This window comes from Cognatilysobacter segetis (genome assembly GCF_004359965.1).
In the GTDB taxonomy this organism is placed as follows: Bacteria; Pseudomonadota; Gammaproteobacteria; order Xanthomonadales; family Xanthomonadaceae; genus Cognatilysobacter; species Cognatilysobacter segetis.
Map to the genome: position 1 here is coordinate 22,225 of NZ_SMRQ01000007.1, position 13,257 is coordinate 35,481.

Genomic DNA, 13,257 nt, shown 5'->3' on the forward strand with positions numbered 1-13,257 from the left:
GCCGGACTAGACCTCGTCCGGCGCGAGCTCGCGCAATCGCCCCTCGTGCAGTTCCAGCACGCGGTCGAGCTTGCGGGCGAGGCGGCGGTCGTGCGTCACCAGCACCAGGCTGGTCCGCTGGTCGCGATTGAGCGCCAGCATCAGGTCGAACACGGTGGCGGCCGTCTTCTCGTCGAGGTTGCCGGTGGGCTCGTCGCCCAGCACGCACCCGGGCCGATTCACCAGTGCGCGCGCGACGGCGGCGCGCTGGCGCTCGCCGCCCGACAGCTCACCGGGCTTGTGGTCGAGGCGATGCCCGAGGCCGACGGATTCGAGCAGCGCGGTAGCGCGCTTCTCCGCTTCCGCCACCGACACACCGCCCAGCACGACCGGCAGCACCACGTTCTCGAGCGCGGTGAACTCGGGCAGCAGATGGTGGAACTGGTAGATGAAGCCCAGCGCGCGATTGCGCAGTCGGCCGCGCTCCGCGTCCGACAGCGCGCTCATGCGATGGCCGTCGACGTAGACCTCGCCCGACGTCGGGGTGTCCAGTCCGCCGAGCAGGTGCAGCAGCGTGCTCTTGCCGGCGCCGGATGCCCCGAGGATCGCGACCGTCTCGCCCTTGCGCACGCTCAGCTCGAGCCCGTCGAACACCGGCGTGCGCAACTTGCCTTCGGCGTATGTCTTGCCGAGCGCACTCGCCCGGATGACAGCGTCGTCGGTGGGTTCATTCATAGCGGAGCGCCTCCGCCGGCGGCGTACGCGAGGCGCGCCAGGCCGGGTAAATCGTGGCGAGGAAGGCCATCACCAGCGCGATGCTCGCGATGATCGCGATGTCGCTCGGCTGCATGTCGGTCGGCAGGCCGGTGATGTAGTAGACGTCCTCCGGCAGAAGCTGCACGCCGAGCACGGACTCGATCGCATGCAGGATGTGTTCGAGATTGAGCGTCAGCACGATGCCGGTGATCACGCCCAGCACCGTGCCGATGACGCCGATGAGAGTGCCCTGCACCATGAAGACCTGCATCACGCCGCGCGGCGTCAGCCCGAGCGTGCGCATGATGGCGATGTCCGCCTGCTTGTCGGTGACGAGCATCACCTGCGACGACACCAGGTTGAACGCGCCCATCGCGATGATCAGCGACAGCAGGATCGCCATGATGGTCTTTTCCATCTTGAGCGCGCGGAACATGTTGGCGTTCTCGTCGGCCCACGAGCTCACGCGGTACGGGCCGCCGAGCGACAGCGCGAGGTCGCGCGCGACTTCCCAGGCCTGGTCCATGTCGTACAGGCGCAGCCGCACGCCGGTCACGCCCTCGCCCATGCGCTGCACGCGCTGCAGGTCCTGCATGTGCACGAAGGCCATGCCGCGGTCGTATTCGTTGTAGCCGGCCTCGAAGATGCCGCTGACGTGGAAGCGCTTCATCTGCGGCACCGCGCCCATCGGCGTGCTCAGCGCTTCGGACGTGATCATCACCACGTCGTCGCCCTGGCTCACTCCCATCCAAACGGCGAGCTCGCGCCCGAGCACGATGTTGAACGAGCCGGGCTTCAGGTCGTCCAGGCGACCCTGCACCATCTTGGACGCGATCACGGAAACCTTCCGCTCTTCCGCCGGCAGGATGCCTCGCACGATCGCCGGCTGCTTGCGGGGCCCCGACAGCAGCGTCTGCGCCTCCACGTAGGGCGCCGCGCCGGCGACGCGCTTGTCGGCGGTCGCCTTCCGGATGGCGCCGTGCCAGTCGACGATCGGCTCGCCGTAACCGCTGACGGTGGCGTGCGCGACCATCTGCAGCATTCGATCGCGGATCTCGCGCTGGAAGCCGCTCATCACCGCGAGCGTGGTGATCAGCGCGGCCACCCCAAGCGCGATCCCGAGGATCGACGCCAGCGAGATGAAGGAGATGAAGCCGTTGCGGCGCTTGGCCCGCAGGTAGCGCAGGCCGATGGCGACGGGAATGGGTGTGAACATGCGATGCCTGCCCGGTGGACCGGCTATGGTGCCACCGGCCGTGTGGACGCGTCCGCACGGTGCGCGAGTCGCCACAGGCGCAGTTCACGGCGCAGCGGGGCGGCTACCGCGTCGGGCCACGCGACTAGCCGACGGCGCCGGCCGTCCGATCGCCAGGCCATGCACGTCAACGGCCCCCTTGCGTCGAGGATGAACTCGTCGACCTTGGCGCCGTCCACGTGCACGCGGCCGTCGGCGCCGAACACCATGCCGACCGCCGGCGCTCGCAGGACCCGCCGGGCCAGGAGGCCGCCCCAGACGACGACGAGCGGCGCCAGCGACCACGCGGCCGCGGCCGGAAGGTTCGTCAGGAACAGCCCTGCCCCGCCGAGGAGCCCGATCAGTTGCAGTGCGGCGGCAAGTCTGCGCGAGGGCCGAAGCTCAAGGCGCAAGGTCGGCGATGCGATGGACCAGTTGCTGCGCGTCGTCATCGTCGAGGCGGTCATGTCCGAGGAAGGCGCGCCAGAGCTTATCGTCCTCGGTCGCGAGCAACCGTCGGAAAACTTCCTTCTCCGTGTCGGACGACGACGCCCAGCACCGGTCGAGCCAGCGCTCGAGCAACTGGTCGAGCTCGCGCATGCCCCGGCGGCATCGCCAGCGCAGCGCCTTCAGTTCGACGTCCTGCGTCATCGCGAGGCCTGCCAGCGCAAGTCCCAGTGCCAGCGCATGGCGAAGGCCGCGGCATTGCGGGTCGAGCACGGCTGTGCGAAACGCGAGACGCTGCGATCTCTCGGCAAGCGCCACGGTCCCACGGGCACGGGGCCGCGGACGCAGTCCCTCACGACCGCGATCGGAACGGTCGCGCAGCCGAACGCGCTCGCGTCCATGCCGGCGTCAGACGCGGCGCGCGAGCATCAGCTTCTTGATCTCGCCGATCGCGCGTGCCGGGTTCAGCCCCTTCGGGCAGGTGCGCGCGCAATTCATGATCGTGTGGCAACGGTAGAGCTTGAACGGATCCTCGAGGTCGTCCAGGCGCGCGCCGGTGTCCTCGTCGCGCGAGTCGACGATCCAGCGGTAGGCCTGCAACAGGATCGCCGGACCGAGGTACCGATCGCCGTTCCACCAGTAGCTCGGGCAGCTGGTCGAGCAGCAGGCGCACAGGATGCACTCGTAGAGGCCGTCGAGCTTCTTGCGGTCGTCCGGCGACTGCAGGCGCTCGCGATCGCTCGGCGTCGGGCTCTGTGTGCGCAGCCACGGCTTGATCGACGCGTACTGCGCGTAGAAATGCGTAAGGTCCGGAACCAGGTCCTTGACCACCGGCATGTGCGGCAGCGGATAGATCGCTACCTCGCCGGTGCGGCAGTCGTCGATCGCCTTCGTGCAGGCGAGCGTGTTCGTACCGTCGATGTTCATCGCGCACGAGCCGCAGATGCCTTCGCGACAGGAGCGACGGAACGTCAGCGTCGGGTCGATCTCGTTCTTGATCTTGATCAGCGCGTCCAGAACCATCGGACCGCACGTCGCGAGGTCGACCTCGTACGTATCGACGCGCGGATTTGCGTCGTCGTCCGGGTTCCAGCGGTAGACCTTGAAGACGCGCGGCTGCTTCGCGCCGCTGGCGGCGAAGTGACGGCCCTTCTGGATCTTCGAGTTCTTCGGGAGGCTGAATTCGGCCATGGCGGCTTCCGTGATTCGTGAACGTGATTCGGACCTGCCGACGGGCGAGCGCCCATCACGCAACCCGCGTCACGGCATCAATAGACGCGCTTCTTCGGCGGCACCGGGGCGACGTCGTTGGTCAGCGTGTAGGCGTGGACGGGCCGGTAATCGATCCGCGTATTGCCCGCGTCGTCGATCCAGCACAGCGTGTGCTTCATCCAGTTGGCGTCGTCGCGTTCCGGGAAGTCCTCGCGCGCATGGGCGCCGCGCGACTCCGTGCGGTTCTCCGCCGACACGATCGTGACCAGCGCCTGGTCGAGAAGGTTGGCCAGCTCGAACGTCTCGATGAGGTCCGAATTCCAGACCAGCGAGCGGTCGCTGACGCGCACGTCCGCGAACGACGCGTGGATGTCGCGCATCTTGCGCACGCCGTCGGCGAGCGTCTCGCCGGTGCGGAACACCGCGGCGTCGGCCTGCATCGTGCGCTGCATCCTGTCGCGGATCACCGAGGTCGGCGTGCCGCCATCGGCATTGCGCAGGGCATCCAGGCGCGACAGCGCCTTGTCGCAGGCGTCGGCCGGCAGCGGCGCGTGCGGCGCGTCACTACGGATCGTCTCGGCACAACGATTGGCCACTGCACGACCGAACACCACCAGGTCGAGCAGCGAGTTGGAGCCCAGGCGGTTCGCGCCGTGCACGGACACGCAGGCCGCCTCGCCAATGGCGTACAGGCCCGGCACGACCGCATCCGGATCGTCGCCGCGCAACTGCACGACCTCGCCGTGGAAATTGGTCGGGATGCCGCCCATGTTGTAGTGGACGGTCGGAATGACCGGAATCGGCTGCTTCTCGACGTCGACGCCGGCGAAGATGCGCGCGGATTCCGCGATGCCCGGCAGCTTCTCGTGGATGACCTCGGGGCCGAGGTGCGTGAGGTCGAGCAGGATGTGGTCGTGATGCTCGCCGACGCCGCGACCCTCGCGGATCTCCATCGTCATCGCGCGGCTCACCATGTCGCGCGGCGCCAGGTCCTTCACGCTCGGTGCGTAGCGCTCCATGAAGCGCTCGCCGTTGCTGTTGCGCAGGATGCCGCCCTCGCCTCGCACGCCTTCCGTGATGAGGCAGCCGGCGCCGTAGATGCCGGTCGGGTGGAACTGCACGAATTCCATGTCCTGCATGCCGAGGCCGGCGCGCAGGACCATGCCGCCGCCGTCGCCCGTGCAGGTGTGGGCCGACGTCGCGCTGAAGTACGCGCGGCCATAGCCACCGGTCGCGAGCACGGTGCCGTGCGCGCGGAACAGATGCAGCGTGCCCGACGCCATGTCGAGCGCGAGCACGCCGCGGCAGACGCCGTCGGCATCCATGATCAGGTCGAGCGCGAAGTACTCGATGAAGAACTGCGCGTCGTGCGCCAGCGACTGCTGGTAGAGCGTGTGCAGGATCGCGTGGCCGGTGCGGTCGGCCGCCGCACAGGTGCGCTGCGCGGGCGGGCCTTCACCAAAGCGCGTGGTCATGCCGCCGAACGGGCGCTGGTAGATGCGGCCGTCCTCGGTGCGCGAGAACGGCACGCCGTAGTGTTCGAGCTCGACGATCGCCGGGATCGCCTCGCGGCACATGTACTCGATCGCGTCCTGGTCGCCCAGCCAGTCGCTGCCCTTCACCGTGTCGAAGAAGTGGTAGCGCCAGTCGTCTTCGCCCATGTTCGCGAGCGCGGCGGCCACGCCGCCCTGCGCCGCCACCGTGTGCGAGCGCGTCGGGAACACCTTGGTGATGCAGGCGGTCTTCAGGCCCTTCTGGGCGAGGCCGAACGTGGCGCGCAGACCGGCGCCGCCGGCGCCGACGACGACCATGTCGAAGGTGTGTTCCTGGATGGGATAGGCAGCGGGCATCGATGGATTCCGGAAATCAGGCGCCGAGCATGACGCGCACGACGGCGAGGACGCTGGCGAGGCCCGCGATCCAGCACGCGAAGACGATGAAGAGCTGCAGCGCGGTGTAGCGCAGCGCCGTGTGGACGTAGTCCTCGACGATCACCTGCAGGCCGAGGCGCGCGTGCCAGAAGTTGGTGATCAGGAACGCGATCAGCAGCGTCGCGTTGACCGGGTGGCCGACGCGCGCGCGGACCGTCGCGAAATCCGCGCCCACCAGGGAAACGACCAGGCCCACCGCATAGAGTGCCAACAGGACGAGCGCGATGGCGGTCACGCGCTGGACGACGAAATGGTGCGTGCCGTCCTTCGCGGAGCCGAGGCCGCGGGCGACCTTCAGAGGATGGCGCAGGGTCGGCGGTCGACGACCGGCATTCGTGCTCATGCGGCACCCCACTTCTGCATCGCCAGCACCCAGATCACCGCGGTGAGCACGAGGCTGCCAACGATCGAGATCCAGGCGCTCCTGACGAAATCCGGCACGGCGACGGCGACGCCTACGTCCTGCAGCAGGTGACGGATGCCGTTGAGCAGGTGGTAGGCCAGCGCCCACGACCAGCCGAACATCAGGAGGAAGCCGAGCGGCGAGCGGGCGGCGTCGGTGAAATCGTCCCAGCTCTGCGCACCCCCGGCGAGGGCGACGAGGCCCCAGGCGATCAGCAGGCTGCCGAGCGAAAGGACGACTCCCGTCGCGCGATGCAGGATGGAGCTGACCATCTGCACCTGCCAGCGGTAGACCTGCAGGTGCGGTGACAACGGACGTTCGCGGTACGCCATGCGGAGGCTCTCGTTCGGATGCGGCGCTGCCGCGGGCATTGCGGGCGACGCTAGAAATCGATGCAGCGGCCGTCCTTTTCCCAATCCCCGTAGCGCGTCGGCTCGGGACCGGGGCGCCCGCCGATCTCGCGCCGAAGCGGCTGCGCGGGGGTCGCAGGCGTGTCGCCGGAAAGCGGATTTTCCGGGGTTTCCTGCGGGGACTCGGGGGGCGTGTGGCCTATCATTCCAGCCATCTAGCTTAAGTCCGGGCCCTATGTCTGACAACCCGCAGTATGGAAACGCGGAAACCTTCGCGCTTCCCGGGCTACGCGCGATCGCACTCGTCGGACGCGATGCCGTGCCATTCGCGCAGGCGCAGTTCATGAACGACGTCGCCGCGCTCGCCGATGGCCATTGGCAGTGGAACGGCTGGCTCGACCCGAAGGGGCGCGTGCAGGCGCTGTTCGCGTTGCTGCGGGTCGACGCCGAAACACTCTGGCTGGTGACCACCGCGGACGACGCGTTCGACACGGCGCTTTCCCGTTTCATTTTCCGCAGCAAGGTGCGCATCGGCGCCCTGCCGCTGCAGACGTCGGGCGCGCTCCGCACGCCGGCCGCCGCGCGCGGCGCCACGTTCGCGCGCGACGGCGACTCGGTCGAGCTCGACCTGTCGGCCGATGGCGGCGCACGCACGCTGCGTTTGGCGCCCGGCTCAGCGCAGCCTTCGCCCGCGGGCGAGGCCGCCTGGTGGCGCCTCGACATCGTGCACGGCTGGCCCGCCGTTCCCGGCGCCAGGCTGGCCGACTGGACGCCCCAGCAGCTGTCATTGCAGCGCCTGCACGCCTTCAGCGTGAAGAAGGGCTGCTATCCGGGCCAGGAAATCGTCGCGCGCACGCATTTCCTCGGGCGCGCCAAGCGCGGCCTCGCACGCGTACGTGCAGCAGGCGCGAAGGCCGGCGACGTCGTGCACGACGCGGGCGGTCGCGACGTCGGCGCGATCGTCGCCTGCGTCGGCGACGAGGCGCTCGCCGTACTGCCGCTCGAACCGGCCGACGCGAGCTACCGTCTCGGTGACGCCACCATCGATCGCCTCACGTTCGAGGACGGGCTCTCACGCTGAGGACGACGGGGTTCCGCTTCACCCGGGCCGTCCGCAGGGCTGCGCAGCCGGGTGCCGATACCGCGAGCTGCATGGCGTCCGTCAGGACGAGGCGTCGCGGCGCGCGAGCGTCGCGGCCGCCTCGACGATCTCGTCGTCACCGGGAATCACCAGGAACGCCGCCCCGGCGAGCGGCGTGTACGTGTCCGCGCCGACCACGCGCGCCAACCGCGTTTCGCCGAGCCCGCCTTCGACCAGCGCGGTGATGACGCCCTCGCCCACGCTGGCGCTGCGGCGTCCCTCGTCGACCACCAGCACGCGCCGGGCCGACCGCGCCTGCTCAACGATCCACGCGTCGTTGAGCGGCACGAGCCATCGCAGATCGACCACGCGGACCTTCCAGCCGTGCTGCGCCTCGATGCGCCGCGCGGCGCGCAGGCTCATCGGCACGCCGTTGCCGTACGTCACGATGACGAGGTCGTCGCCCTCGCCGTAGGCACGGCCCTCGCCCACCGCCATGGCCTCGCCCGGCGCAGGGAACTGCGTGAGCCACAGGCCGTCGCCCGGCTCGTACAGATCCTTGGTCATGTACAGCGCGATCGGCTCGAGGAAGATGCTCACGCGGCCATCGACCTTCGCCAGCGCCATCAGCGTGCGCAACATCGTCACGGCATCGTCGCCGCGCGAGGGACAACCCACAATCAGGCCCGGGATATCCCGCAACGCGGTGATCGAGTTGTCGTTGTGGAAGTGCCCGCCGAAGCCACGCTGGTAGCCCAAGCCCGCCATGCGCACGACCAGGGGATTGCGGTACTGGTCGTTGCTGAAGAACTGCAGGCTCGACGCCTCGCCGCGGATCTGGTCGCCCGCGGTGTGGAAATACGCGAGGTACTGGATCTCGGGCACCGGCAGCATGCCCATGTTCGCGAAGCCCTGTGCGAGGCCGAAGATCATCGTCTCGTCGAGCAGCGTATTGAACACGCGGCGCGGGCCAAGCGCCTTGTAGAGGCCCTTGGTCACCGTATAGACGCCGCCCTTCTGCGCGACGTCCTCGCCGAACAGCAAGGTCTCCGGATACTTCGCGAACAGGTCGTGCAGCGCGTTGTTGATCTGGATCGCGAGATGACGCGGCGGCTGGGCCTCCGGCAGCTTCGCCTCACCGCCGAACACGTCGGTGCGGCGCTGCGCGTAGTCCGTGCGCTCGGCTTCGGCCTTCACCGCCGCGGGCGTGTACGGCGCGAGCGGCGCGATCACCTCCTCCAGCGTCTGGATCTTCGGGCGGCGATCGGCTTCCTCCGCGGCGGCGAAGCACTTGCGTCGCGTCGACTCGTAGAGCTCGATCACCTCGTCCTTCGACATCAGGCCCGACTCCAGCGCGATGGCGGCGGACCGCAGCAACGGGTCGCTGGCCTCGACGGCGCACAGCTCCTCGATCGAGCGCCATTCGATCTCGAAGTCGGTGCCGGCATGGCCCATGATCCGCGTGGTCTTGAGGTGCAGGAACGTCGGGCGCCGCGTGCGTCGGCAGTGCTCCACGGCGCGCTGCACGTCGCCGTAGCCGGACGCGAGGTCGAGGCCGTCGGCGAAGAAGTAATCGAGACCGGGCATCTGCTGGAAGCGGTTGGCGATCCAGCCAGTCGGCGTCTTGACCGAGATGCCGATGCCGTTGTCCTCGCAGACGAACAGCACGGGCGCCGGGAGCTTCTGGTAAGCGGTCCAGGCCGCGGCATTGAACGCCGTCTGCGCCGTCGCGTGGTTGGAGGACGCGTCGCCGAACGAGCAGATCGCGATCGAGTCGTCCGGAATCGGCAGCGCGTGGCCGATACGGCGCGCGGTCTCGATCGCGATCGCGGTGCCGAGCGCCTTCGGCAGATGCGAGGCGATCGTCGACGTCTGCGGCAACACCCACAACGGCTTGCTGCCCCATACCTTGTGGCGCCCACCGCTGGCCGGGTCTTCCGCGCTCGCGGCGAAGCTGAGCGCCGAATCCATGACCGGATCCATGCCCGGAAGCTTGCGGAACCGCTCGGCCATGAAACCGCCGGAGCGGTAATGCAGGAACGCCGGATCGGTGTGGCGCGTCAGCCGCGCGACCATCGCGTTGCCCTCGTGCCCGCTGCTGCCGATTGTGTAGAAGACCTTGTTCTGCACGCGCAGCACGCGCGCCATCAGGTCCAGGTGGCGGCTGATCAGCTGCGACTCGAACAACTCGCGGAAACCGCGCGCATCGAGTGCGCTGCCGTCCAGGATCGCTTCGGTCGGCGCGGGACGCGCGTCGGGCCGGCCGTCCCAGGCTGTTACGAACTCGCTGAAATTGACGTCGCAGATCTCGGCGCGGTTGAGCCCTTTCATGCGGGCGGGAATCGGGTTCGGGAGCGTGGCGGCCATGCGGTCATCCGGGCGGGTCGCGACCCGCCGTGCGTCGTGGGATATCAGGAGGAATGTGCGATCAGCGCGGCGGCACGCGCATCGGGGTCGACCATCGCGACGAAGCCGGGCGTGGCGCGCACGCGGGACAGCCAGCGGCGCATCGCCGGGTAGTCGTCGAGCGACACGCCGCCGTGCGGCGCGACGTCGGTGTAGGCGAACAGGGCGATGTCGGCGATGCCGTAGGCGTCACCGGTGAACCAGTCGTGCGATTGCAGGTGCCGCTCCATCACGCGCAGCGCATCGTGCGAGCGCTCGCGCAGGCGAGGCAGGTCCGCGCGGCGCGGCGAATCGGCCGGGGTCCAGCCGCAGATGAAGCGCGCGACCGCGATGTACGGCTCGTGGCTGTACTGCTCGAAGAACATCCAGCTCAGGGCCTGGGCGCGCTGCCAGGCATCGGCCGGCAGGTAGGGCGTGCCCTCCGCGAGCCAGCACAGGATCGCATTGGACTCGACGAGGACGCGCCCGTCGTCGAGTTCGAGCATCGGCACCTTGCCGTTGGGATTCTTCGCGAGGTACCCGGGCGTGCGTGTCGCGCCCGTGCTGCTGTCGGTCTCAACCCACCGGTACGGGCGGCCGAGTTGCTCGAGCAGCAACCGCACCTTGTGGCAATTGCCCGACGACGAAAAGCCGTTGACGGTGATCACGCCGCGGCCCCGCGACGCGCACGCCACTCGTCGCGCGTCTGGCTCCAGATGTCGATCTGGAACCTGTCGTGCGGCGGCTGGAACACGCCGCGCCCGCGGTTCGTCGCGCCGAGGCGCCTTGCGACGTTCTGCGACGCGGTATTGGCCACGTCGATCGAGTGGATGATCTCCGTCCAGCCGAGGTTGTCGAATGCCCAGTCCATGGCCGCCGCGCAGGCTTCCGTGGCGTAGCCCTTGCCCCAAGCGTCGGGATGCAGCGCGTACCCGACCTCCGTGCCCGGCCAACCCGCGGGCTGCCACGGGCCGGCCTGGCCCATCCAGAGACCCGTCGCCTTCTCTTCGATCGCGAACATGCCGAAACCCTGGAGTGCCCAAGCGCCCGGCATCTGCAGGAAGCGTCGCCAGGCGTCGCCCAGCACCAGCGGGCCGCCGATGTGGTGCGTCTCGGGTGCGGTGAACATTTCCGCGTAGCGCGGGAAGTCGTCCTGCCGCCACTGGCGCAGGATCAACCGCTCGGTTTCCAGGCGGGGGCCGTGCTCCGACATGCTCGCTTCCTCTGCTCGGCGACGCGTGCGTCGCGGACGATTCGAACGGCGCCGCACGCCGGCGCCGACTCGGGGACCGGCCGGGGGGCCGGCTCCGTCGATCAGAACGCGTTGATGCCGGTCAGCTCCCGGCCCACGACGAGCTGGTGCACCGTTTCCGTACCTTCGTACGTGATCACGGACTCGAGGTTCAGCGCGTGGCGGATCGCGGCGTGCTCGGTGGTGATGCCGGCGCCGCCGAGGAGGTCGCGGCACTCGCGCGCGATGTCGATCGCCATCCGGCAGTTGTTCCACTTCGCCAGCGACACCTGCGTGGGCTGCATGGTGCCGGCATCCTTCAGGCGGCCGAGCTGCAGCACGAGCATCTGCGCGAGCGTGATGCGACGCGCCATGTCGGCCATCTTGATCTGCGCGCTCTGCGTGGCGGCGACCGGCCGCCCGAACAGCATGCGCTCCTTCGTGTAGTTGACCACCTCGTCGAGACAGGCGATCGCGGCGCCGATCGGGCCCCAGGTGATGCCGTAGCGCGCCTGCGTGAGGCAGCCGAGCGGGCCCTTGAGACCCTTCACGTTCGGCAGGCGGTTCGCTTCCGGCACGCGCACGTTGTCGAAGAACAGGCCGCTGGTGACCGACGCGCGCAGCGACATCTTGTGCTTGATTTCCTGCGCCGCGAAGCCGGGCATGCCCTTCTCGATCACGAAGCCCTGGATGCCCTCGTCGGTCTGCGCCCAGACGATCGCGATGTCGGCGAGGTTGCCGTTGGTGATCCACATCTTGGAGCCGTTGAGGATCCAGTCGTCGCCGTCGCGGCGCGCGTTGGTCTTCATGTTGGCCGGGTCGGAGCCGCCGTGCGGCTCGGTCAGGCCGAAGCAGCCGATGACCTTGCCCGCGGCCATGTCCGGCAGCCAGCGCATGCGCTGCTCTTCGGTGCCGTAGGCGTAGATCGGGTACATGCAGAGCGAGCTCTGCACCGATACGAAGCTGCGGATGCCGCTATCGCCGCGCTCGAGTTCCTGGCAGATCAGGCCGTAGCTGACCGCGTTGAGGCCGGCGCAGCCGTACGTCTCCGGCAGCGAGGAGCCCAGCAGGCCCATCTCCGCGATCTCGGCGACCAGCTCGCGCGGAAAGCGGCCCTCGTCGAAGCATTCGCCGATGATCGGGATCACGCGCTCGTCGGTGAAGCGCGCCACGGTGTCCTGGACGGCACGCTCTTCTTCGGACAGGAGCGAACGGACGTCGTAGAGGTCGTACGGATTCAGGGCCATGGGGCAATTGGACGTTCGGGCGGCGGGAGCCCGGCATTGTAGGCCCCGTCACAAATCCTCGACACCCCGGCCGCCGTCCACGCAAAAAGAAAGGGCCGGTTGCCCGGCCCTTTCCGTGGTCGATCGCAGCGGTCAGCGCGACGCGACGGCAGTACCGGTCACCACGCGTCCGTCGACGACCGGCAGGCGCTCGCCCGGTCGCTCGTCCATGCGGACGGTGCGCTCGGCGCCCTCGTAGCGGTACGTCACGTCGTACCCGACGACGGCGTTGTCGGTGCCCACGCGGATGCGGCTGCCCGGGCGGCTGCCCATGCGCTGGGTGCCGACGGTGCCGTCGGGGCTGCGGTACGTGACCGTGTACCCGACCGTGCGCGAGCTCTGCGACGTGTCGGTCACCGTGTGGCACTGGCGATCGACGCGCTCGACCACGCGGCCGCCGACATGGTTGCGGTCGACGCGGTTGCCCACGAAGCCACCGCCCACCGCGCCGGCCACCGTGGCGAGCTTGCGGCCGTTGCCGCCGCCGACCTGGTTGCCGACGAGGCCGCCGATCAGCGCGCCGGCCACCGTGCCGCCGACGTTGCCGTCGCGCTCGGGAAGGCGGTCCTGCACCACGACGTCGTTGCAGACCTGGCGCGGCGAGCTCGTCGTGCTCGTCTCCTTCACCGGATCGACGTCGATCACCGACGCGTAGCGCGGGCTGGACTTGCGGACCGGATCCACGTCGACGACGTCGGCATACGCCATGCGCGGCGCGTCCGCGGCGGCGAACTGCGGCGCGGTCGGGGCGATCTGCGCCTGCAACGCGGTGGACGCGTCGAGCTGGGTGGCGCCCGCGGCGGCCTGCGGCGCGCGCATCGGCTGGAACGACTGCGCGGGTTCGTCGTGGTTGATGCTGTTGTAGGCCGCGACCGCGACGCCGCCGAGCAGCATCGAACCCAGGGCGACCGCAAGAATGTTCTTGTCCATGGAAAGCTCCACGCCAGACCCATCTGGCATGG

At 69.1% G+C, this 13,257-nt stretch carries 15 protein-coding genes; 1 reads left to right on the forward strand and 14 read right to left on the reverse strand.

Features of this window, described 5'->3' with window-relative positions:
- Positions 1 to 6: 6 nt before the first annotated feature.
- The 9 genes from lolD to E4F61_RS02535 all read right to left on the reverse strand — a co-directional run bounded on the left by lolD (position 7) and on the right by E4F61_RS02535 (position 6,527).
- A complete protein-coding gene (gene lolD / locus E4F61_RS02495; protein WP_133478011.1) occupies positions 7 to 714 on the reverse strand; it encodes a lipoprotein-releasing ABC transporter ATP-binding protein LolD in 708 nt (235 codons plus the stop codon).
- Positions 707 to 1,951 carry a lipoprotein-releasing ABC transporter permease subunit gene (locus tag E4F61_RS02500; RefSeq protein WP_133478013.1) on the reverse strand — a complete coding sequence of 415 codons (1,245 nt, stop codon included), beginning with the start codon at positions 1,949 to 1,951 and terminating at the stop codon, positions 707 to 709. Before E4F61_RS02500 ends, lolD begins: the two co-directional genes overlap by 8 nt.
- Positions 1,952 to 1,974: 23 nt before the next feature.
- On the reverse strand, positions 1,975 to 2,421 hold the full coding sequence (locus tag E4F61_RS02505) for a hypothetical protein (RefSeq protein ID WP_133478015.1): 447 nt from the start codon (positions 2,419 to 2,421) through the stop codon (positions 1,975 to 1,977).
- Positions 2,372 to 2,620 (reverse strand): FAD assembly factor SdhE, encoded by a 249-nt coding sequence (locus E4F61_RS02510; protein WP_133478156.1) that lies wholly within the window; start codon positions 2,618 to 2,620, stop codon positions 2,372 to 2,374. The genes E4F61_RS02505 and E4F61_RS02510 overlap by 50 nt, the downstream gene beginning before the upstream one ends.
- A 204-nt stretch (positions 2,621 to 2,824) precedes the next feature.
- Positions 2,825 to 3,607 (reverse strand): succinate dehydrogenase iron-sulfur subunit, encoded by a 783-nt coding sequence (locus E4F61_RS02515; protein WP_133478017.1) that lies wholly within the window; start codon positions 3,605 to 3,607, stop codon positions 2,825 to 2,827.
- Between the two features lie 77 nt (positions 3,608 to 3,684).
- Positions 3,685 to 5,478, reverse strand: a complete 1,794-nt coding sequence (gene sdhA / locus E4F61_RS02520) for a succinate dehydrogenase flavoprotein subunit (RefSeq protein ID WP_133478020.1) — start codon at positions 5,476 to 5,478, stop codon at positions 3,685 to 3,687.
- Between the two features lie 16 nt (positions 5,479 to 5,494).
- Positions 5,495 to 5,902 (reverse strand): succinate dehydrogenase, hydrophobic membrane anchor protein, encoded by a 408-nt coding sequence (sdhD, locus tag E4F61_RS02525; RefSeq protein ID WP_133478022.1) that lies wholly within the window; start codon positions 5,900 to 5,902, stop codon positions 5,495 to 5,497.
- Positions 5,899 to 6,294 (reverse strand): succinate dehydrogenase, cytochrome b556 subunit, encoded by a 396-nt coding sequence (gene sdhC / locus E4F61_RS02530; RefSeq protein WP_133478024.1) that lies wholly within the window; start codon positions 6,292 to 6,294, stop codon positions 5,899 to 5,901. Before sdhC ends, sdhD begins: the two co-directional genes overlap by 4 nt.
- A 50-nt stretch (positions 6,295 to 6,344) precedes the next feature.
- Positions 6,345 to 6,527 carry a DUF1674 domain-containing protein gene (locus tag E4F61_RS02535; protein WP_133478026.1) on the reverse strand — a complete coding sequence of 61 codons (183 nt, stop codon included), beginning with the start codon at positions 6,525 to 6,527 and terminating at the stop codon, positions 6,345 to 6,347.
- Positions 6,528 to 6,655: 128 nt separating this feature from the next.
- On the opposite strand from E4F61_RS02535, the gene ygfZ reads away from it, so the two are divergent.
- Positions 6,656 to 7,393, forward strand: a complete 738-nt coding sequence (ygfZ, locus tag E4F61_RS02540) for a CAF17-like 4Fe-4S cluster assembly/insertion protein YgfZ (RefSeq protein ID WP_238382769.1) — start codon at positions 6,656 to 6,658, stop codon at positions 7,391 to 7,393.
- A gap of 81 nt (positions 7,394 to 7,474) precedes the next feature.
- Here the strand turns inward: ygfZ and E4F61_RS02545 are convergent, their stop codons facing one another.
- The 5 genes from E4F61_RS02545 to E4F61_RS02565 form a co-directional block, all read right to left on the reverse strand.
- Positions 7,475 to 9,760 (reverse strand): thiamine pyrophosphate-dependent enzyme, encoded by a 2,286-nt coding sequence (locus tag E4F61_RS02545; RefSeq protein ID WP_133478030.1) that lies wholly within the window; start codon positions 9,758 to 9,760, stop codon positions 7,475 to 7,477.
- Between the two features lie 44 nt (positions 9,761 to 9,804).
- Positions 9,805 to 10,473 carry a glutathione S-transferase family protein gene (locus tag E4F61_RS02550; RefSeq protein ID WP_425480095.1) on the reverse strand — a complete coding sequence of 223 codons (669 nt, stop codon included), beginning with the start codon at positions 10,471 to 10,473 and terminating at the stop codon, positions 9,805 to 9,807.
- On the reverse strand, positions 10,443 to 10,991 hold the full coding sequence (locus E4F61_RS02555) for a GNAT family N-acetyltransferase (protein ID WP_133478034.1): 549 nt from the start codon (positions 10,989 to 10,991) through the stop codon (positions 10,443 to 10,445). Before E4F61_RS02555 ends, E4F61_RS02550 begins: the two co-directional genes overlap by 31 nt.
- A gap of 101 nt (positions 10,992 to 11,092) precedes the next feature.
- A complete protein-coding gene (locus E4F61_RS02560; protein ID WP_133478036.1) occupies positions 11,093 to 12,256 on the reverse strand; it encodes an acyl-CoA dehydrogenase family protein in 1,164 nt (387 codons plus the stop codon).
- 132 nt (positions 12,257 to 12,388) lie between these two features.
- Positions 12,389 to 13,225: a glycine zipper 2TM domain-containing protein gene (locus tag E4F61_RS02565; RefSeq protein ID WP_274380525.1), complete on the reverse strand. Its 837-nt coding sequence runs from the start codon at positions 13,223 to 13,225 to the stop codon at positions 12,389 to 12,391.
- Positions 13,226 to 13,257: the final 32 nt, after the last annotated feature.

Coding starts and splice junctions, on each gene's coding strand:
- lolD (WP_133478011.1), bottom strand. CDS start 714: ATGAATGAACCCACCGACGACGCTGTCATCCGGGCGAGTGCGCTCGGC.
- E4F61_RS02500 (WP_133478013.1), bottom strand. CDS start 1,951: ATGTTCACACCCATTCCCGTCGCCATCGGCCTGCGCTACCTGCGGGCC.
- E4F61_RS02505 (WP_133478015.1), bottom strand. CDS start 2,421: ATGACGACGCGCAGCAACTGGTCCATCGCATCGCCGACCTTGCGCCTT.
- E4F61_RS02510 (WP_133478156.1), bottom strand. CDS start 2,620: ATGACGCAGGACGTCGAACTGAAGGCGCTGCGCTGGCGATGCCGCCGG.
- E4F61_RS02515 (WP_133478017.1), bottom strand. CDS start 3,607: ATGGCCGAATTCAGCCTCCCGAAGAACTCGAAGATCCAGAAGGGCCGT.
- sdhA (WP_133478020.1), bottom strand. CDS start 5,478: ATGCCCGCTGCCTATCCCATCCAGGAACACACCTTCGACATGGTCGTC.
- sdhD (WP_133478022.1), bottom strand. CDS start 5,902: ATGAGCACGAATGCCGGTCGTCGACCGCCGACCCTGCGCCATCCTCTG.
- sdhC (WP_133478024.1), bottom strand. CDS start 6,294: ATGGCGTACCGCGAACGTCCGTTGTCACCGCACCTGCAGGTCTACCGC.
- E4F61_RS02535 (WP_133478026.1), bottom strand. CDS start 6,527: ATGGCTGGAATGATAGGCCACACGCCCCCCGAGTCCCCGCAGGAAACC.
- ygfZ (WP_238382769.1), top strand. CDS start 6,656: ATGAACGACGTCGCCGCGCTCGCCGATGGCCATTGGCAGTGGAACGGC.
- E4F61_RS02545 (WP_133478030.1), bottom strand. CDS start 9,760: ATGGCCGCCACGCTCCCGAACCCGATTCCCGCCCGCATGAAAGGGCTC.
- E4F61_RS02555 (WP_133478034.1), bottom strand. CDS start 10,991: ATGTCGGAGCACGGCCCCCGCCTGGAAACCGAGCGGTTGATCCTGCGC.
- E4F61_RS02560 (WP_133478036.1), bottom strand. CDS start 12,256: ATGGCCCTGAATCCGTACGACCTCTACGACGTCCGTTCGCTCCTGTCC.
- E4F61_RS02565 (WP_274380525.1), bottom strand. CDS start 13,225: ATGGACAAGAACATTCTTGCGGTCGCCCTGGGTTCGATGCTGCTCGGC.